This window comes from Streptomyces griseus subsp. griseus (genome assembly GCF_000720255.1).
GTDB lineage: Bacteria > Actinomycetota > Actinomycetes > Streptomycetales > Streptomycetaceae > Streptomyces > Streptomyces griseus_I.
In genome coordinates this window covers 212,015-230,945 of the sequence record NZ_JOJE01000015.1, presented here as the reverse complement: position 1 = coordinate 230,945, position 18,931 = coordinate 212,015, and the positions used below count along the sequence as shown (strand labels likewise).

17 protein-coding genes and 2 pseudogenes are annotated in these 18,931 nt (G+C 65.8%); 9 read left to right on the top strand and 10 right to left on the bottom strand.

The window, feature by feature from the left end:
* Positions 1-206: 206 nt before the first annotated feature.
* On the bottom strand, positions 207-653 hold the full coding sequence (locus IG99_RS22060; protein WP_037676525.1) for a MarR family winged helix-turn-helix transcriptional regulator: 447 nt from the start codon (positions 651-653) through the stop codon (positions 207-209).
* Positions 654-795: 142 nt separating this feature from the next.
* Between IG99_RS22060 and IG99_RS22055 the strand changes: the two genes are divergently transcribed.
* From IG99_RS22055 to IG99_RS22045, 3 genes are read left to right on the top strand one after another with little or no spacing between them, the layout of a single operon-like run.
* Positions 796-999, top strand: coding sequence for a hypothetical protein (locus tag IG99_RS22055; protein ID WP_037676524.1), 204 nt, complete (start codon positions 796-798; stop codon positions 997-999).
* Between the two features lie 13 nt (positions 1,000-1,012).
* Positions 1,013-1,492 carry a nucleoside deaminase gene (locus IG99_RS22050; protein WP_037676522.1) on the top strand — a complete coding sequence of 160 codons (480 nt, stop codon included), beginning with the start codon at positions 1,013-1,015 and terminating at the stop codon, positions 1,490-1,492.
* On the top strand, positions 1,489-2,145 hold the full coding sequence (locus IG99_RS22045; protein WP_234311914.1) for a DsbA family oxidoreductase: 657 nt from the start codon (positions 1,489-1,491) through the stop codon (positions 2,143-2,145). The genes IG99_RS22050 and IG99_RS22045 overlap by 4 nt, the downstream gene beginning before the upstream one ends.
* A 263-nt stretch (positions 2,146-2,408) precedes the next feature.
* Here the strand turns inward: IG99_RS22045 and IG99_RS22040 are convergent, their stop codons facing one another.
* Positions 2,409-3,452, bottom strand: a complete 1,044-nt coding sequence (locus IG99_RS22040) for a saccharopine dehydrogenase family protein (protein ID WP_199815573.1) — start codon at positions 3,450-3,452, stop codon at positions 2,409-2,411.
* Between the two features lie 128 nt (positions 3,453-3,580).
* Here IG99_RS22040 and IG99_RS22035 point away from each other — a divergent pair, with 128 nt between their 5' ends.
* From IG99_RS22035 to IG99_RS49625, 3 genes and pseudogenes are all read left to right on the top strand, one after another.
* Positions 3,581-4,516, top strand: a complete 936-nt coding sequence (locus IG99_RS22035) for a helix-turn-helix domain-containing protein (RefSeq protein ID WP_037676521.1) — start codon at positions 3,581-3,583, stop codon at positions 4,514-4,516.
* Positions 4,517-4,531: 15 nt separating this feature from the next.
* Positions 4,532-4,704: pseudogene (locus IG99_RS51685) on the top strand (VOC family protein); the annotation flags it as partial.
* A 142-nt stretch (positions 4,705-4,846) separates the two neighbouring features.
* Positions 4,847-5,637: pseudogene (locus IG99_RS49625) on the top strand (hypothetical protein); the annotation flags it as partial.
* Here IG99_RS49625 and IG99_RS22020 read toward each other — a convergent pair.
* On the bottom strand, positions 5,621-5,818 hold the full coding sequence (locus IG99_RS22020) for a DUF397 domain-containing protein (RefSeq protein WP_037676518.1): 198 nt from the start codon (positions 5,816-5,818) through the stop codon (positions 5,621-5,623). The pseudogene IG99_RS49625 and the gene IG99_RS22020 overlap by 17 nt on opposite strands.
* Positions 5,819-6,664: a helix-turn-helix domain-containing protein gene (locus IG99_RS22015; RefSeq protein ID WP_037676517.1), complete on the bottom strand. Its 846-nt coding sequence runs from the start codon at positions 6,662-6,664 to the stop codon at positions 5,819-5,821.
* 218 nt (positions 6,665-6,882) lie between these two features.
* On the opposite strand from IG99_RS22015, the gene IG99_RS22010 reads away from it, so the two are divergent.
* Complete coding sequence (locus IG99_RS22010; RefSeq protein ID WP_037676515.1) at positions 6,883-7,515, top strand: ATP-binding protein; 633 nt, start codon at positions 6,883-6,885, stop codon at positions 7,513-7,515.
* A gap of 713 nt (positions 7,516-8,228) precedes the next feature.
* Positions 8,229-9,359: a DNA cytosine methyltransferase gene (locus IG99_RS22000; RefSeq protein WP_037676513.1), complete on the top strand. Its 1,131-nt coding sequence runs from the start codon at positions 8,229-8,231 to the stop codon at positions 9,357-9,359.
* A 54-nt stretch (positions 9,360-9,413) separates the two neighbouring features.
* Here the strand turns inward: IG99_RS22000 and IG99_RS21995 are convergent, their stop codons facing one another.
* From IG99_RS21995 to IG99_RS21985, 3 genes are all read right to left on the bottom strand, one after another.
* Positions 9,414-11,237, bottom strand: coding sequence for a DEAD/DEAH box helicase (locus tag IG99_RS21995; protein WP_037676511.1), 1,824 nt, complete (start codon positions 11,235-11,237; stop codon positions 9,414-9,416).
* Positions 11,234-12,649: a ParB N-terminal domain-containing protein gene (locus IG99_RS21990; RefSeq protein ID WP_037676510.1), complete on the bottom strand. Its 1,416-nt coding sequence runs from the start codon at positions 12,647-12,649 to the stop codon at positions 11,234-11,236. Before IG99_RS21990 ends, IG99_RS21995 begins: the two co-directional genes overlap by 4 nt.
* Before the next feature lie 70 nt (positions 12,650-12,719).
* Positions 12,720-13,397, bottom strand: coding sequence for a hypothetical protein (locus IG99_RS21985; RefSeq protein WP_037676508.1), 678 nt, complete (start codon positions 13,395-13,397; stop codon positions 12,720-12,722).
* Between the two features lie 218 nt (positions 13,398-13,615).
* Between IG99_RS21985 and IG99_RS21980 the strand changes: the two genes are divergently transcribed.
* Positions 13,616-14,305 (top strand): hypothetical protein, encoded by a 690-nt coding sequence (locus IG99_RS21980; RefSeq protein ID WP_158973219.1) that lies wholly within the window; start codon positions 13,616-13,618, stop codon positions 14,303-14,305.
* Here the strand turns inward: IG99_RS21980 and IG99_RS45670 are convergent.
* The 3 genes from IG99_RS45670 to IG99_RS21970 form a co-directional block, all read right to left on the bottom strand.
* A complete protein-coding gene (locus IG99_RS45670; protein ID WP_078947823.1) occupies positions 14,283-14,801 on the bottom strand; it encodes a very short patch repair endonuclease in 519 nt (172 codons plus the stop codon). The genes IG99_RS21980 and IG99_RS45670 overlap by 23 nt on opposite strands.
* A 107-nt stretch (positions 14,802-14,908) precedes the next feature.
* On the bottom strand, positions 14,909-15,889 hold the full coding sequence (locus IG99_RS21975) for a NaeI family type II restriction endonuclease (RefSeq protein ID WP_037676505.1): 981 nt from the start codon (positions 15,887-15,889) through the stop codon (positions 14,909-14,911).
* Positions 15,890-15,936: 47 nt separating this feature from the next.
* Positions 15,937-18,849, bottom strand: coding sequence for a Z1 domain-containing protein (locus IG99_RS21970; RefSeq protein ID WP_051865741.1), 2,913 nt, complete (start codon positions 18,847-18,849; stop codon positions 15,937-15,939).
* Positions 18,850-18,931: the final 82 nt, after the last annotated feature.

Below are 18,931 nucleotides of genomic sequence, written 5' to 3'. Positions count from 1 at the left end.
GCGCTTCACGAGATATTCATTTCGAAGGCTTGAAAAACCTGCCACCGACGCATCAAAGGCTCCACTGGGCGCTTCACCTCAGGAATCGGGCGTTTGCGTCAGCTGCCGCGCCGAAGTCCGTGAACGCCGAGAGCCGCCCGGGAAACCGGGCGGCTCTCGATCGGCCCCATGCGGGTGGGGGCGGCGGAAGTCGGCGAAAGCGCAGGTCAGAGACCGCTGCGCAGCGCCTGGACGGTACGGGCGAGCTCGGGGGTGGCTCCCGCGGTGTTCAGTGCCGCGCTCAGTATCTCGCCGTAGGTGCCGCGGGCGGCGGCGTAGCGCTGCCGACCCTCGTCGGTGATCACCGCGTACACCCCGCGCTTGTCGTCGGGGCACAGGTCCCGGAAGGCGAAGCCGGCCGTGTCCAGGCGGCCGACCAGGCGCGTCACCGAACTTTGGCCGAGACCGACCTTGTCCGCCAGCTCCTGCATGCGCAGCTCGCCGTCCGCGGCCTGGACCAGGCATTCCAGAGCGCGAAATTCGGACAGGCCGATGCCGTGCTTGCGCTGCAGCACCTGGGTGAGCTGGCGTTCGACATGCGCGTGCAGGGTGAGCACCCTGTTCCACATGGCTTGGTCAGAGGACGCAGTGGGCGCGTGCGGGGTGGTTGTCATCTGAGGTACCGGATCCTCCCAAGCGGCGTTGACAACAAGATACATGTTCATGCAATCTTCTACTCCATTCCTTCGATCCCTCAGGGGGTCGCCCTGCGGAGCGATTACTTGTACGCACAAGCAAGCAGATGGGGGCGCACCGGTGCCGGGCAACGCGGCGAACCCCGCGGGCGGTTCCGCCCGCCGAGGCCGGGCCCGGCTGCCGTTGCCCTCGCTCTTCGAGATCACGTCCGCGCCGAGCACGCGCACGCCGAAGGCCGCGCCCCAAGGCTCGCCCCCGGCCCGGCTGGTCTCCTTCGCCTCGATCACCGGCGGCGCCCTTCCGCTCCGCCCGACCGCCCTCTGACAGGAGTGCAGCCATGACACCCGACGAGAGCCGGCTGGCCGAATACGTCCAGGAAGCGGTGCGAATCAGCAGCGAGCACGTCGCCAAGGGCGGCATCCCCTTCTCCGGGATCGTCGTCAACAACGGGCAGATCCTGGCCACCGGATTCAACCGGGTGCGCGAGGACGACGACCCCACCGCCCACGCCGAGGTCGTCGCACTGCGCAAGGCGGCCGCCGAACAAGGGGTGTGGGCGACCGCCGGCGCCACGCTGATCGCCTCCGGCGAGCCGTGCGCCCTGTGCTACATGGCGTCGCTGTACTTCAGCGTCAGCCATGTCGTGTACGCCGTCGACCGCAGGACGGCCGCGCGGTACGGCTTCGACTACTCGGGCTCGTACTCGATCTTCGCGAAGGACCCGGTCGACTGGCCGGTGAAGGTGACGTATCTACAGGTCCCGGACGCGACGAAGCCGTTCGAGGAGTACCTCATGAGCAAGGGGAGGCCGGTATGAGCGACATGACGAACGACCGGGTGAGCGTCAAGGTGTGGTCGGACTACGTCTGTCCGTACTGCATGCTCGCCGAGGGGCCGCTGCACGAGGCCACGCACGACCTGGACGTCGACATCGAGTGGATGCCGTTCGAACTGCGGCCGTATCCGAAGCCGACACTGCGCCCCGAGGACGAGTACCTGCCCTCGGTGTGGGCGAGTTCGGTCTATCCCATGGCCCGCCGGCTGGGGGTGGACATCACCCTGCCCACCGTCTCGCCGCAGCCGTACACCCGGCTGGCGTTCGAGGGCTACCAGTACGCCGCCGAGCACGGCAGGGCGGCCGAGTACACCCCGCGCATGCTGCGGGCGTTCTTCCAGGAGAACCAGGACATCGGCCGGCTGGAGGTGCTCACCGCCATCGCGGCCGAACTCGGTCTCGACGCCGACGACTACGCGCGGGCCCTGAAGGACGGCACCTACCGGGAGAGCCACCAGGAGGCGCTGCGCACCGCGGAGGCGTACCGCATCTCGGCCGTTCCCACGATCATCGTCAACGACCGGCACCGCATCGAGGGCGTGCCGAACGCGGCCCAGCTGCGCAAGGCGGTCCTCGACGAACAGGCCTCCCTCGCCGTCACCCAGGGCACCGCCTGCGGGATCGACGGCTGCTGAACGGCGGCGAGACCGCCGCGAAGACCGCCGCGGCTCCGAGCCACGGCACACCGTGCCGCGGTCCGGTGCGCGGTGCCCGCTTCCCGGGACAGTCCGGGAAGCCCGACGGACGGCCCGGAATTCCCCCGACGGGCCGTCCGTCTCGGCATGCCCGCACCACTCCCAGGGGGAGACACCACTCCCACCGTTCGAGGCGTGGACGCCTACGCCCATGTCGTCATGGCTCGCTGAGGGCGTGCCCGACGGACGGCGGACGGGTGGGGTCAGACGCTCTGCATCTGCGGGTGCAGGTCGAGTGAGATGTGCGGGGCGAGCGCGTGAAGGAAGTCGAGGGCATCGAAGGCCTCGCCGGCGGAGACGACGCCGACGGCCTTGGTACGGCCGGTCAGGACGCGCTCGAGGGCCTCGGTGACCAGGGGCGCGGTGACGGCGTAGATGTCCTGGCCGCTTGCCGTGGCCCGGCGTTCGGCTCCGCCGGAGCGCACGACCACGTCGACGAGGAAGGTCTGGTCGGAGCGCCCGCTCTCGTCGGCGGCGGACGGCGCCGGAGTGTGGGGAGCGGCGACGTCGCGGGCCGCCTCGGCGCTCATGTAGGTGGTCACCTCGGGGATGGACAGGTGCTGGGGAACGGTGACGACGTCCGCCATCGTGAACTCCCCGATCACCTGCCGCGGTCCCATCGGTTCCGGGAAGGTCCACTCCACGGTGGGCGCGGCGTCGGTGCGGTGCTCCCATCGTCCGCCGCTGTAGCGCAGTCGGTGCTCGCCGCGCCGCTCGCGGGAGACCGCGCCCGAGAGCCGGGTGCCGGCGGTGGGGTGCCAGCTGCTGAGCGCGTAGGCGATGTGAGCCTCGTCGGCCTCGGTCCAGTCGCCCATTGCCTCGGTGGCCAGCAGGTCGCCGAGGCCGCCGAAGAACGCCATGGCCGGCACGATCACCGCTCCCGCCTCCCGGGCCCGCTCCCGGTAGTGGGCGAAGGTGTCGAGGTTGGCCTCGAGCTCGGCGGCCACGTCCAGGTAGGGAATGCTCGCGCGGAGCGAGGCCTCGATGACGGGGCCGGTGGTCGAGGCGAAGGGGCCGGCGCAGTTGATGACCGCCGCCGTGCCCGCCAAGGCCCGGTCCAGCGAGGCCGGGTCCTCGACCGAGGCCACCCGGGCCTCCAGCCGGTGTTCGCGGGCCAGTTCCTCCAGGGCCTGTGCGTTGCGCCCGGACAGCACCGGGACGAACCCACGCGCGGCCAGCTCCGCGACCACGAACCGCCCGGTGTGACCGTACGCGCCGAACACCGCCACCAGCTGACCTGACCCCATGAGACTCTCCCCGTGTACTCGAACGCTCGCCGTGATGTCGAACCACTGCGGCCCGACACCCACATCCTGTCCTCGCCGCAGCACCCCGCACGACTGTCGGAAACGACATGACGCGTACAGTTTCGGACATGCCCGCTGTCGCACTGGCCGTCACCGACGGCATGCTCCACTACGAACTGTCCGTGGCCGTCGAGATCTTCGGATCCGACCTGACCCACGTCGTGGACCCCTGGTACGACTTTTCCGTCTGCGGAAGCGCTCCGGTACACGTCGACCGCTTCCGCCTTGAGCCCGACCACGGACTCGACCACCTCACGCACGCCGACACGGTGATCGTCCCCGGCTGGGCCGACACCGACCGAGACCCGCCCGCCGAGCTGGTCGAGGCGATACGTGGCGCCCACGAGGCCGGCGCCCGCGTGGCCTCACTGTGCACGGGCGCCTTCGTCCTGGGCGCGGCGGGACTGCTGGACGGCAGGCGCGCCACCACACACTGGGCCCACACCAGGGAGCTGGCCCGGCGCCACCCGGCGGCCACCGTCGATCCGGACGTCCTCTACGTCGACAACGGCGACGTCCTCACCTCCGCGGGCAAGGCCGCCGCCATGGACCTGTGTCTGCACCTGGTCCGCCTCGACCACGGCTCGGCCAACGCCAACAAGATCGCCCGCCGCCTGGTCATTCCACCCCACCGCGACGGCGGGCAGGCCCAGTTCATCGCCACCCCCCTCCCCGCCCCGGGCAACCACCCACTGGACGAGCTCTTCCCCTGGGCGCTGGAGCGGCTGGACCAACCGCTCACCGTGGAGGACCTGGCCCGCCAGGCCCGCATGAGCTCACGCCACCTCGGCCGCTACTTCAGACACCTCACCGGCACCACACCACTGCGATGGCTCCATACCCAGCGCATCCGCCACGCCCAGGAACTACTGGAGACCACCAACGCCACGGTGGACACCATCGCCACGGCCACCGGCATGGGCACCGCCACCACCCTGCGCCGCCATTTCCACCGCAGCGTCGGCGTCCCACCTGACACCTACCGGCGTACCTTCCGCCCCTGAGGGGTGGTTGGTCCCCTTGATGTGCGGGTCGGCACCGGACTCGTCGGTGAAGGGCGCCTCGCCGCACTCGATGCCGAATGCGCACGACTGGTCCCGCTCGGCGCGGTACACGTGCGAACGCTGTACGACGACAATGACTCGTGCATCCGATGCTGGACATCAAGGGCAACGAGTTCTGTATCGACTGAGCGTTCTCACGGCGTGGTCAACGCGGTCGCCTTGAGACGGGCCCCACCAGGCTTGTGTTGTGGCAAACAGCCCGAGGCCGTCACAGTCGTCAGTCCCGGGATGACCACCTCAAGGTGGGAACCCAGTGCTACGGTCGCCCGTATGACGCTCTCGGCAGCGACAAATCGTGCCGTCGACCTCCGGGTTGCATCCATCGATGAGGTTCTTGATCGTGTGGAGCGGTCGCTTCAGACGCGTTTGGCCCAGGACACCGTGGTACGCAAGCGCCGCTCGGTCGGGGCGCGGACGGACCGTGGTCCATGGGTGCGTATCGAGAGGCGGGGGCTGGACAAGATCGGTGTTCAGGGCTGGAACGGTACGGAGTGCGCTGCGCGTCTGCAGGGCATTGCCCAGCCCGCATGGGGGCAATGCCTGGTCTGGCAGGACCCAGATGAGCCGGTGATGTGACGGGCGGATGAAACCGAGCTTTTGCCAGGGGCACCCGTCGGCACCGCTGTTCTCGGTGCGGACCCCAGACTGCCGGATGAGTGGTGGGGGGCGCTCAGCTCCTCGATGGACGCACTCTCGGCTCAGGACACGAGACGAGTCGCTACGCCGGACACCGTCAACATCACACAAGATCTCGTCACGGAGTCCATCCGTACTGCGTTCTCCGGCGACTTGGACACGACCGTCAAGCGGTGGGTACCGGCCCACGCGGATCTGAACTGGGCCAACGTGACCGCGCCGACGTTCTGCCTGTTCGACAGGGAGGACTGGGAATCGCACCGCGGGGGCTCGACTCGGCATCGCTGTGGGGAAGCTCCCTCGCCGTCCCGGCTCTGGCTGATCGCGTACGGCAAGAGCGGCGCCATGACTTCGCGAGCCGGGACGGCAAGTTGATGACGGTGTTCGTGTGCGCGAAGATCCTTCAGGTCAGCGGCGTACCTCGGCCAGAAGACTGGCCCACGCCAGGACCGACACCGCGAGGTGCGGGTGCTCAGGCCGCTTTGAATCCCGCACGAGTACGCCGGACGGGACGAAGGCGGCCTCGACGCACTCAGTCGCGTTGCCGCCGCTGTACGAGGACTTGAACCAGACGGGCTCAGAGGCAGGCTGGGGACCGGCGGGCATTCACAGCTCCTTGCGGGCGCGATGGATCATGGCGGAGGAAGCTTCCATGTCCAACGCTTGTGCCCGGAGGTACTCGAACGCAAGTCTGTAGCGGTCCAGTTCTTCGTCCTGCTCCAGGAAGAGCGAACCCGTGTGGAAGTCGACGTACACCACGTCGAGAGACGGGTTGGTGCCGCCGATGATGACGAAGCTTCCGAGCGCTGCGGCGTGGGCTCCCTTGGAGAAGGGGAGTACCTGAAGCGTTGTGTGCGGAGACTCGTTCGCTTCGAGCAGGCGGTCGAGCTGGGCCCTCATCACCTGCGGAGATCCGACGACGCGGCGGATCACGGACTCGTCGAGGATCGCCCACAGATGCAGCGCCTTTGGCCGGCTGAGGATCTCCTGGCGCTTCATGCGGATGTCGACCAGGCGCTCGATCTCCGCTGACTCAAGGGGTACTTCGTTGGCCTTCTGCAGCGCCGTGCTGTAAGCGCGAGTCTGGAGGAGGCCGGGAACGTAGACGCAGGAGAAGTGGCTCTCGCGGACAGCCTCGTCCTCCAGCGTGAGCAGCAGGTTCATGCTCTCCGGGATGGAGTCGGCGAAGGAACTCCACCAGCCCTGCTGCTTGGCGTCCTTCGCAAGCCTGACAATGGCCGCACGTTCGGCCTCAGTAGCTCCGTACTCCCGGCAAAGCGCGTCGATGACGATCCACTTGACCGGCCCGGACTGAGTCTCGTACCGACTGACCGTCGCCTTCGATACGCCGACGAGCTGCCCAGCCTCCTCAAGGGTCATGCCCTTCCGAGCACGCAACTTGCGCATCATCGAGCCCAGTTGGCGGCGGCGGGTGGTCGTCCGTTCAGACATGCGGCTCCTTCGCCGTGCATCGGGCGTCGGGCCCGGAGAACCTCCTCAGGCTAGGCAGCCAGGCGGCAGGACCACCATCAGATTCACTCGATGGATTCTCATGAGAAGTTACACAGTGAGACTTCTCTGTGTCATGCTCGCTCACGGATCGCTACGCAGTGCAGTCGTACGGATACGGCAGGCGCAGCACATGCGTGGCTTGGGAGGGAGGAGTGGCCATGCCTGGCTACCAAGTCACCGAACCCCGACTCCGTTGCGTGCTGCCTTTCGAGGCCGCGCCGGCGGAAGTACGGCTGCTCCGGAGAGCCACCGTCAAGCAACTCGACCGATGGGGGATGCCCGTCGCGGCCGATGAAGCGGAACTGCTGGTAACCGAGTTGGCGACGAACGTCGTCAAGCACGTCGGTGAGGGCGCCTCGGCGACTCTGATCCTTGAGTGGAGCGGAGAACGACTCCGCCTTGAAGTGCACGACAAGAGCCGGATCGTGCCGTCACTGAAGACCGCGAGTTGCGACGAGGAGTGCGGCCGGGGCCTGCACCTGCTCTCCATTCTTGCAGTGGACTGGGGCACGGTTCTGACTACGGTGGGCAAGGCGGTTTGGTGTGAGATCTCGACAAGCTCAGGCCAGGCGTACCGTCGCATTGAGCGTGCTGTCGAGGTGCTTGAGGCCTATCAGGGGCCAAGCCGTGGCCTGACGCTTCCGAGGGACAGGCCAGACCTCGGCCTCGACGCGGCGGCGGTTGAGCTGATCGCTGACCTGCTGCACTGGACTGCCGCTCGTGGACTCGACCCGGACGACATCCTCGACCGTGCTCAGATGCATTACGAAGCCGAAGCGGATGCCGCCTAGTGGGGCGGTGTCTGGACGGACTTCGGCATCTGCCTCCGGAGGGCACCCGGGGTACGCCGAGATTCTCCGCGGAAGCTTCTGTGGCGCATGCGGTGGCAGCTCGCGCGCAGGAGGGCAAGATCCGCGATCCGGGTCACTCGAACGAGCACACCTCGTACCCCAGCGGAATGCCTTCTTCCTGGACGGCCTTGATCGCCTTGTCACGCAGGGGTTCGATCCGCCCGGGACAGAGGGCACAGCGTCTGAGGAGCTGCCCCTTGCATCCCGAAGCAGTCTCGCCCTCTTGGGAGGGTATGCATACCAGCTCGGTGGACGCCGTGCCCGCGCACAGAGTCTGGACGGCGGTGCGGATCTCGGCAGCGCGCTCTGGGAAGTCGGCTGGGAGCTGCCGCCGCGCCATCCTGCAACGGAAGCTTCCTGGGGATCTGGGACAGGTGCCGCACCCGCTTGTCGGCTGGCCGCAGCTCACGCCAGCCGTTTTCGACAACGAGCGCGCAGGCCAGCAGCAGCTCCTCGCGTGTCCAGTTTATTTGCGCCACAGCGGTATCGTACGGACATTCGAAATTGCCATGCTGTTGGTGACCGAGGTGGAGCAGAGGATGCCGCACACTGGTGTGTGCCGCCGTGTCGAGTCGCAATGTCACTGGGTCATGTCACCCTCTGTGATGGCTGCCGTATGAGGCGTCACTGGAATTCGTGCAAGAGGAGGGGCCATGACGGGCACTGACCGGGACTACACGTCGATCGAGATCTGCGCCGGTGCTGGCGGACAGGCGATCGGACTGCACCTGGCGGGATTCAGACACCTCGCCCTCGTGGAGATCGACAAGTACGCGGCGGCGACCCTGCGCGAAAACATCGAGGTGCACCCGAAGTGGGACTGGGAACGCGCCAACTGCGATGTTCTCTGCCAAGACGTGGTGGAGTTCGACCCCGCGCGTGACTTGGTGAAGAGTGCCGGGCTCTACAAGCGGGGTGATGTTGACCTGCTTGCTGGGGGTGTGCCGTGCCCGCCTTTCTCGCACGCTGGCAAGCAGCTCGGCGAGGACGATGAGCGTGATCTCTTCCCGCGCATCTTGGACCTGGCCGAACTCATCCGTCCTCGCGCCGTGATGATCGAGAACGTCCGCGGACTCATGGATCCCAAGTTCGACGACTACAGGTCACGGATCCAGGCCAGCCTTGAGGACATGGAAGATGACGAGGACGGGCGGCCGGGCTACGAGGTCGTGGGATGGGACGTTTACGAGGCGGCGGAGTTCGGTGTTCCGCAGCTTCGGCCACGCTCCATCCTCGTCGCTTTCCGGAAAGACGTGCTCAAGGATCTGAAGTACGAAGCTCCCGCGCCGAGCGCCGAAGTGGTAACGGTCTATAAGGCGCTTAAGGACACGATGCAAGAGCGCATCGCACCATTTTTGACGGGAGCTAAAGCCGTCCAAGCGCAGAAGGTCTTCGATGATTGGGCAGACGGCGCTAAAAAGGGCGTAGCCCCCACTCTCGTGGGCGGCTCCAAGAAGCACGGTGGCGCTGACCTCGGTCCCAGCCGGGCTAAGAAGGCATGGGCAAATCTGGGCGTCTCGGGCATGGGTGTGGCCAACGCGCCTGTAGACGGCAAGCCGACCGGCACTGAGGATCGCGATCTGTTTCGTGCCGGAGGGCCCATGCTCACTGTTCGCCAAGCCGCGATCATTCAAGGATTCCCGACGTACTGGGAATTTTCGGGTGGCAAGACGGCCCAGTACCGACAGGTCGGAAACGCGTTTCCGCCGCCCGTCGCACAGGCCATCGGTGAATCGATCATGGACGTGCTCAAGGCAGACCGCAACCGCTCCGCCAGCCAGTGACTGAGGGCGGCTGAGCTGCGGCGCACATAAGCGGTGTCGCAGCTCAGCCGTCCGTCAGGGCAGTCGGCTGTTCAAGTGCGCGAGTAGGGCATGGATGTCATCGGCGTCCATGCCCAGGCCGGTGGTCTCCTCCTCTTGGAGGTCGCCTAGTTGTCGCACCGTCGGGTCATCGAGCACGCTGCCCAGGAAGTGCAGCTTCTTTTCGAGGCGCACGGCCACGATTTCGTCGATCGTGCCCCGGGCCGCCAGCACGGTCACGCGTGTCTCGGTGCCTCGGGGCAGTCCTAGCCGGTGAATGCGGTCAAGGCTCTGGAGGAAGCGGCCGGCCATGAAGTCGCGGTCCACGTACACGGCGTCATGGCAGACCTGGTGAAGGCTTATCCCCTCGCCCAGGGTCGCAGGGTTGGAGATCAGGACCATGCACGATGGGTCCTCACGGAAGCGGCTGAGCTCAGCTTCCCGGTCCTGGGTGGCTCCGTGGACGGAAGCTGGGGCATGCGGCGCCAGTAGCTCCTCCAGGGTTTTCTGGCTTCGGATGAACCCAGTCCAGACCAGTGTCTTGCGGCCGGCCCGCGCGTTCTTCGCGACAATGCGAACGGTTTCCTCGTATTTGGGTGACAGTTCATGCCGAGGGAGCCGCTGGAGCAGTGCGTGAAGCGAGTCGCCGTCGGAGACGTCAAGCGCCGGAAGCTGAAAGGCGAGCGCTTCATAGGGGGTGTCGCTCGGGGCCAGCAGGGCCGGGCTGATTGCGGCCATGAGCGTGCGCATAGCTGCCTTGCCGAGTGAGGCCAGGTCACCTCGGCGTGCGGACGGATTCCCCCTGAGCGCGTCGTACAACTCGCGGTGCAATGGGGGGAGATCGACATAGCGAACTACGGGTTCAAAAGGAGGGAGGCCCAGCTCCTTCTTCGTCGTCCGAGTGAACAGCGGGCGCAGGGCCTGGCTGGCGTAAGCGAGATCCCCGCCGCTGACCGCTTCGACGACGAGTTGCTTGCCGCGTCCTGGCCAGACGAACGAGAGCAGGCTCTCCAGATCCCGGGCACCGTTTGGAGCTGGTGTTCCGGTGAGGATGAGCCGCCGCCGGGCCAGCGGACCGAGCGACAAACAGGCGGAGCCGTAGGTGCCGCGGGCCCCGAGTTTCATGCGGTGCGCCTCATCAAGCACGAACATTGCCGGGGCCGTACGCAGCCACTCTGACAGGTGACCGACGGAACCAGCCAGACGTTCGTAATTGACCAGGACGACATCGGCTTCTGGATCAGGGAAGCCGGCGTCCATGACCGAGGTCAGCAGTGGTTCCTTAAAGCAGACCTCACCTTCGAATTGCCATGCTTCGTAGGCCGGCTTGGGGCATACGACGAGAAGGCGCTTGACTTCTCCTCGCTCCCGCAGGGCGCTGAACACCGCCAGTGCTGTGCGCGTCTTGCCGGCGCCGGGGACGCTGAAGTTTGCGCCGTGGCCCAAGGACAGCAGTTCCCCGATGTCCCGCAGCTGGAACGAAGTGAGGTCTGCCTGCCAGCCCGCACCCAGCAGGGCGGGCGCATCATCCGGTGCGAGCCGTACCTGCTCAGAGCTGGTGGGCGAAAAGCTGAGCCTGGTCTGCACGGTCTCGGAGTCATCAAGGACGCCGGTGACCAGGCTGGCCAGCGCAGGTTCCCACTCGACGTCAGTGTGGGGCCAGTTGGCCAGCTCGCCGATGGAGAAGAGAAAACTGTCCAGGTCGGCATCCGAGGTCAGCGGGCCGCGCTGGCCACCCGGAGTCAGCCGGGTGGCCAGCATCCCAAAGTCCCCTTCCAATCCTGGTCGGGCACGGAGTAGCGCACGCGTCCTAGTGATGTCGAAGGTGATCCGGAGAGAGGGGAGGCCAGAGTGCGTCATCGCTCGTCTGCCATAGCCTCACGCAGCCACGACAGGCCCTCCCCTGGAAGATGGATGCTCTTTGACGCTTCGGCAGACACCTTCGTCAGCGCTTGCCTGAGCGTGAGCAGAGCGTCATCGAAGGCTCCTTCGTCCAGGCTGTTGTTGCCCCGCGCCAGCGCCAGGTCTGTGACGCACTGCTGAAGTTCCTTAACTGCCGCGCTGACACGATCAGGGGCTGCAAGCCGCTTCTTTCGATCGCGGTTCGCCTTGTGAGCGTCCTGGATCGATTCCTCGAAGGCGTCTCGGAGCGAAGACATGGAGCTGTTGGCGGCGGCGAGTTCTTCGGCGGTCGCGGTGGAGACAGACTTCTGCGTGGCCTTCGCCCTGAGGAGCGTGTCAGTGAGCGCACGGGCCCCGGCTGTTTCGGAACTCGGTGCCGGCACGGAACGATTGAGGCCGGGGATAGAAACCGCCTTGGGGGCCTCTGGGGCCACTATGGTGGCCCCTTCAGGCAAGTAACGTTCTAGGTATTTTTCCCGGAAGTCGGTGCGGATGCTACGAATGTCGGTCTTGGCGAAATCGAGGACAATCGCTGCCAGCCGGTATTCGAGAAGGGTGTCGGCCGCCTCCTTGTTCCTGGTCTTCTCCTTTGCATAGGTCCGGTAGAGCTCGGCGAAGCTCTCCTTGGCGTCCTCGAAGTCCATGAGACGCAGTTTGACCTGGCCGTGTTCGCTGCGCTTGACCAGGTCACGTAGCTGCCCCAGAACCCATGTGTCCCGTTCTAGCGCCGGCGTTGAAGTGTGGAACAACTTGGCGATGGCGGCGGGGGGCTGCCCCTGGACAATCTGTTCCTCAATAGCCATGAGCTGGTTGATGTAGGAGTACTCGCGCCGCCGGTCTGGCCTGAGCTGCAACGACAGTTCGACGGAGCGGATATCGTCCCAGGTGCAGCTGGGCGGTAGAACACCCACGCGGATGGACTGGACACCCAGCTCCTTGAGAGCGGCCCTGCGGGTGTTGCCGTTGACGAGAACGCCTTCACGGGAGATGAGACCCGGCTCGTTCTGCCGATGGTCGCGCAGGCTCTCCTTCAGTTTGTCGAAGTCCGGATCGCGCTGGCGCGGGTCAGACGGCATGGCGGTCAGCAGATGGTGCAGATACCTCTGGCCGGCGTCTGACCAGTGGTCCTTCGTCAGTGCCTCTTCCTGCACGGGGTCATAAGCGCGCTGCGCATTGATTCTGTGGGTGGCGGGGTTGTAGTAGAGCTCGTCCACGGGCATGTCGATAACTTCGACGTGGATAGGGCTGCCCCGGAACTCCACGCGGAGCGTTTCAGGAACTGCGCCACCTGCACGCACATCCTGGAGCCGCTGTTCGACTTTGGCGCGGTTCTCATCCGCGATCGGGGGGACGCCGAAGTCCGTCGGCATGGGTACCTCTCGTAGCTGGAATGACCTGTGGGAACAATGGCGCGAGCGTCGGCAAAGGGCCTGCGGGCGCCTAACTCAAGCCTTCGCGAAAGGCTTCGCGTGCCTCAGCCGGCAGTGCCCGGTACTTCGCCCAGACATCCTCCACTGAACTGAAGGTCCGGGCATCCTGGCTGATCCAGGACTTCAGGATGTCGAGTTCGAAGGAAGGGAGCGCGGAGGCCTCCGAGAGCAGCGCCGGCACATCGTACGTGGAACCGATACCGCCGACCCGGCACCGGTTGCACTCGACGACGTACTGCTGAGCCTTCGTGCCGTTCGGCAGCCGGACCTCACGCTTGGCCACATCGAGCTGAGCGGTGACTTCCGAGTCGGTGTACGTGTCCCCGGGAGTGGCCCCACACGAACTGCACTTGTGGTTGTAGGTGGCCAGCAGCTCCCGGCGCTGGTTCACCGTGATCGCGTTCTTCGGACGAGTGCCGCGGCCGGGCTCCCAGACGGCTTCGCCGCGCTGGACGTAGCGCTGTTCGTTCGCGTCGAGGTCGATGTCCTCGCGCTTGGTGTCGATCTTCCATCCGAAGTCGCGGAGATCCCGCATGCGGCGGTCGATCTGCGCCACATCCGGAAAGGCGTCACGGAGTTCCGTCTTGGTGAAGACGTTTCCCTCGCCAACCACCTGGACGAGCCAGAGAGCGGCGCGCTTCATCGTGCCCAGTTTGCTGTCCTGCCAAGAAGGCAAGGCCGTGCTCATCTGCACCTCGCAGAGCCTGAGCGGGCCAGCCCGACTGCGTGTCAGGACAGTTGGTGCCTGACAGTGGCCCGCAAGACACAACGGAACATCAAGTCCGTCTGAAAGCGAAGTGTCTGGGTGTCCGGATGAGCATCCGGACAAAACTGAGGGGCCAGTTGGGGATGGGCAGAGGCACACTGTCGTCAAAGCTTTGATGGGGTGGGACAGAAGGAGCTGGCGTGCCGCGACCGGGTCGCTTCAAAGAACTGGATGCTGGAATACCGGACGAGAGACAGGCTCTGGCCAGGGCCGTGCGCGGCTTGCTGAGAGTGGTCGACCTCTCTCTGAGGGAGATACACCAGGAACTGGCGAGGCGGGACCGCGGCTGCGACACCTCGGCGAGCGCGCTCTCCGACCTGCTCAACGCGCGCATACACAAGCCCAAGCGTGAGGTGATCCGCGGACTCTACGAACTGGCCGAGGCAGTCGCGAGGACAAGCGACGCCTCCATGCCCATCACCTGGGAAGAGCTTGAGAACCTTCTGGTCAAGGCATGCGAACCGCCGGCGGCTTTGTGTGCGAACTGCGAGCGCACCGTGTTGCCGGTCCCCCGAGCGCAGGGGGACCGGCAACACGCGCAAGGTCAGTGGCCCACCGCGCTGACCCTGCTGGACATGAAGCAGAACCGAAGGGCCGAGGATGTTGCCGGCATCCTGAGACACGTGGGCGTGACCAGCGAGCCGGCCGAAGTGGCTCACGCGGTGGCCGCATGCCAGGCATGCGGGCTGAGTTCCGAGGCAGACGTGATTCTCCGCTACGCGCAGACCGGACGCGATGGGCGCCAGCTGGCGGAGATCGCCTATGAGTTTCTGAGGATCGAAGACAGCATCATGGCCCGGCGGGTACTCAAGATGTCCCTGGCTCTGTAGCGGTGTCTGCCTTGCCGGCACGAGAGGCCGGACGCCTGGATATCACCGCCTGGCAGATCGCTGCACTGCTTACTTCCGCTGACTCGTGCTCCCAGAAGCGCAGGACAAGCCAGCCGGCTGCCCGCAGGCGCTCGTCCGTATCGCGGTCCCGGGTCATGTTCCGGGCCACTTTTTCGGACCAGTAGCCGGGATTAGTCCTTGGGGAAACGTAATGTTCAGGGCAGCCGTGCCAGTAGCACCCATCGATGAAGACGGCTACTTTCGCGGGCCGGAAGACCATATCGGCGGTGCGGCGGAGGTCGGGCAGCGGGCGAGCCGCCACTCGGTAGCGCAGACCTTGGGCGTGGACCAGTCGGCGGACAAGCCGTTCCGGCGTGGTGTCCCGGCTCCGGATCGCCTGCATGTTGCGGCGGCGTGCGGCGGACGACGCCCAAGAGCCCTCGGGCGGCACCCAGGCGGCCTTGGACGGATCTGGTTCTGGGGTCGGTGTAGTCATCAGTAGTGAGCTATCAGCCGGGCAGAGTTGGCGGCAAGCATGGCGATCAGACTCTTTATTTGCTTATAGGGTACTGCGGCGGGCAAATATGGATGGCGCGTCCAGCGTCAGTCTCCTCTGGTGTGTGAAGGAAGAGCCGGTGCGGGTACAACCAGGTCATCCGGCTGAGCGAGGACCCATTCCTTCCCGTCCAGGGATACTCGCGGGGAATCCCCGTGCTGGGGTCCGGAGGGGGTCACCCGGGCGCTGACGAATTCGCCTTCCTCGGGGAGGGGAAGGCCAAGCCGGCCGGCGATCTCGCGGTGGCTGGCGTAGTCCCCCATGATGAGGATGCCCTCCGGCCTCAGCGCTGACCGGCTGCCGCCGTTGCCGCGGACTCGTTTCATGTAGTCCTTCTGCTGGGCCACTGTGCGCACCACGTTTCGGCCGATGCGTCGCTTCTGAGCGCGCCGGAAGAGTTCGTTCAATCGGCGCTGCCCCGAGTTCGCTGTGAACACGGCGTCCCGGTCTGCGGCATTCATGTGGAGCAGCACGTTCTCGGGGAGGTCCTCGTCATGCCAGATCCATTTGATCTTGTCCCGGTGGCCCGCCTTGATCGTGAGCTTGAGGTCACGGTTGTTCCCCGTATTCAGCCACTCGTTGCGTATCCGGACGAGGCCGACGCTCCAGAGGGACTTGTAGTCGTCCGCCCAAGCCAGCAGGCAGAGGTGGCCCACTGCTTCTGGCGGAATCATCCAGCCGCCGAACTGCTGGGAGTACTTGCAGTCGACGTCGACGGCGGCGATCTGGTAGTCCATAGCCTTGCCGTCCGCGAACTTGAACTCACGCTGGAAATTGATCTCCACCAGGGTTCCCGCGTGAGTCTTTTCGGTCTTAAAGAGCGTCTTCCAGTCGTAGCGTCCGGTTACCTCGCCGTTGAGCAGCTGGTCGATCGTGTCACGAAGGACCCTGGCGAACCGTCGGCCGGTAGGGTCGAGCGCCATGATGTGCTCGTATACCTTGTCGAGTTCAGGGTCCGCTCCGGCCGCCGCATGCTGTAAGGCGACCGACGCAGCGGCCTTGATATCGGCCTCTTCGAAAGGAAGCATGCTCTCCCCGTCAGTGAGTCATTCGTTACATATAGAGCCATGGCGCCTCAGGACGCGTTGACGATAACCGCATCCGGACGAGTGGAATCCCTTGTCTGGAAGCGCACGAGCCGCTGTTTCGTGTCGATGGCTGTCTTCGGCGGAATTACGGTGAACGCCATGATGACCCGGTCCGCCGCCGCAGTGCCCGTCGCGGCAACGGCCTTCACTCCATCGTCGTGGGTGGCTTCTACGACGGGATACAGGAGGACTACACCTCGAGTCGCTCCTAGCACGGGGGAGCTGTCTCCAGCGGAAGTGGAGTCTGGTCGGTCGATCAACTGCTGGGCGTACAAACGATGTTCCAGGCCCGAGATACGGCCGAAGGACAGCTTTCCGGACTGGCGGCTTCGGCGGAACAGGGAGAAGGGGCCCTGGCCCAGCACGGCCGCCTCTATCCGGTTGCGCTGTGTGCGCTGCGGAGCGATGACCAGCCAGTCGTCGACCTTGGCCAGGCGTCCGTCGAGCTGGGACAGGTAGGTCAGGTGCGGGGCGAGCACGTTGCCGTCCTCCCACTCCAGCGAGCTGAGGGTGGAAAGGAGCTGGGCGTGCGAGACCACCGTGGTAGCTGCCTGGAAGCTACGGGAGAGCGGTGAAGTGTCATCCGGCAGCAGCAGGCAAGTTGTCGGAGCCACGCTGACTGCCGCGAGGACGGACTTCCAGCGCTCGGTGTTCCGCGCCGTCATCTTGGCGTCCTGCGGGTACGCCGCCGGTTCGATCGGCGTACCTGGCGACCGTACCTCCACCAACTCCGCGTTGAACATCTTGTTCCGGGCTGACGGCTTCACCCACGGCAGGTGCTGGGCCACAAGTGGTGGGACCTGAGCAGGCGTGACCTGAGGGCGGCCGTCCACCAAGGGTGCGTAGCGAGCCAGTTCGGCGCGGAAGAGCTCCTCGTCGCGGCAGATCGCCTCGAAGGCCTCGTACAGGTCGACGGTCTTGGCGTTGCGGCCGCGCCCGAGAGACTCCTCACGGCCGATGTAGAGACGTACGAGATCGCGGTAGCCGAGGCGGAAGCCGAACCATCGGCCCATCTGCATCAGGGTGTCGGCCTGTTGGGTCGTGCGGCGGTAGTACGTGATCGTCAGGCCCTCGACCGTGAAGCCGCGGGAGAGTTTGGTGCCGCCGACGAGGATCTTCCAGACGTTCGGGGTGCGGTCGAAGTCCAGATCGGGCTGGGCGTAGTCGCGTTCGCTGTCGCCGTTGACGACTATGACCGGGGTGCCGCCCTTGGTGATGAGCTGGTGGGCGCGGGAGATGTATCGCTTGAGGTCCGCGTACGTCGCTGGGGTGGGCAAGGCGCCGTCCGCGTACGTGTGGAAGTCCTTCTCGAAGAGGGAGGCGAGGCGGGCATGGCCTTCCGGCCCCGTGTATGCCGCGTTGTGCCACATCGTGCTGATGCGCAGGGCGAGGGCAGCGTGCTCGGCCATCCTGACCGACTCGTGCACCAGCATGGTGTGGTGGCGGAACGGGCCCTCGGGGACGCCGTGGTCAACTCGGTAGAGCTTGATTGCGCCAGTGAGGACGAAGGCGTCCATGGCCTCCTGGAGGCGGTCGCCCGTGGAGTCGTAGATGCCTCGGACATGCTTCTTCTCGGCTTCGCCCTCGCCGTTCTCGACGCCGTCCAGATCATGGAAGTCCTGTACGCCCATGTAGCCGGTGGGGCGCGGGAGGGAGATCAGGAAGTCGCGCGGGAAGATGTCCTCCTCGTCACCCGGGTCGACGAAGACGTTGGCGAAGGGAGTTGCGGTGTAGCCGACGTACTGGGCGCGAGGCAGGAGCTTGAGAAGCTTGCTGATCTGGCCATTGATCGCGGTGCGGGTGACGGTGCCAGCCTCCCATTTCTTCGGGTCCGTCGTGTTGACCGAGGCCTGGTCCGACTCGTCGTCGATGATCAGGGCTGGTATCTCGCCGAGGATCGGGCCCATTTTCTTGAGGTCCTTGACCAGCTTCTCCAGCACCGACTTGTTCTTTTTCACGACCATGACGCGGGCGCGGGCCGCATGCAGGTTCGCCGGGTCGTACAGGGGGCGGCTGCGGTCCGGCTTCTCGAACTCCAGGGCGCTGATGCCGCGTTCTAGTGCCATGTAGTCACGGTCGCGAGAGGTCAGACGCTCGATGTCGAAGGCGCCGAGCGTGGAGGGACGGGCGCCGAATGAGACGAACTTCGCGGGCCAGTCCTCGTCGTCCTGGTAGTCGATGCCGACCAGGGCGTCCGGGTCGTTCGCATCGGTGGCACCCAGGATGTTCTCCTGGCCGATCAGTTCCATGTCGAGCCGGCGCTGGGTCTGGCCGCGCAGCAGGTTCAGGGTGCCGCCCAAGACGATGACCAGGCGGTAGCCCGCGTCGATGGCCTTGGCGGTGACGCCGGTGAAGTTGGCGGTCTTGCCGGACTGTACGTAACCCACGACGAGTCCGCGTGCACCGTAGGAGTCGTCACGGGTAGGGTCGGCAAGCCGCTCCACGACCGCATGAGCGGCCTCGTCCAGACTGGAGACCGCCGCGTCGCTCCAGCCTTTGCGGCGCAGCAACTGCTCGTACGAAGTCCAGTAGAACGAGCGATTCGCCGCCTGCTCCCGGGTGTACCAGGGCTGGAACTCGCGGCTGATGGTGACAGGACCCGGTTCTTTGTGGACCGGGACGGCCGCGTCGAGCGCTTTGCGTAGATCCGCGTGGAACGCGAGCTTGTCGTAGACCTCGGCGCGGCGCTCCGGGGTGCGAGGCGTGGTGGCCGACCACGCGGGGGACTGTTCGAAGTCCCATGCGGTGAGCTTGCGGCGCCAGAGAGCGAGCAGTTCGTCGCCGGGGTCCGCGGTCAGGATGCGATCGCGGAAGTGGGATATGTCCGTGTCTGTTGGTTCGTCGGCGTCGCCGAGGGCGAAGACCAGTTTGGCGAAGTTCCTGGGGCCGCGCCGGCTCATCGCGTCGAGAACCTCGCCGTGGAGGTCGGTGAGGTGGTCGAGAGGGGGCGTGTTCTCGGTGGTCACGGCGGCTCGGCGGCCT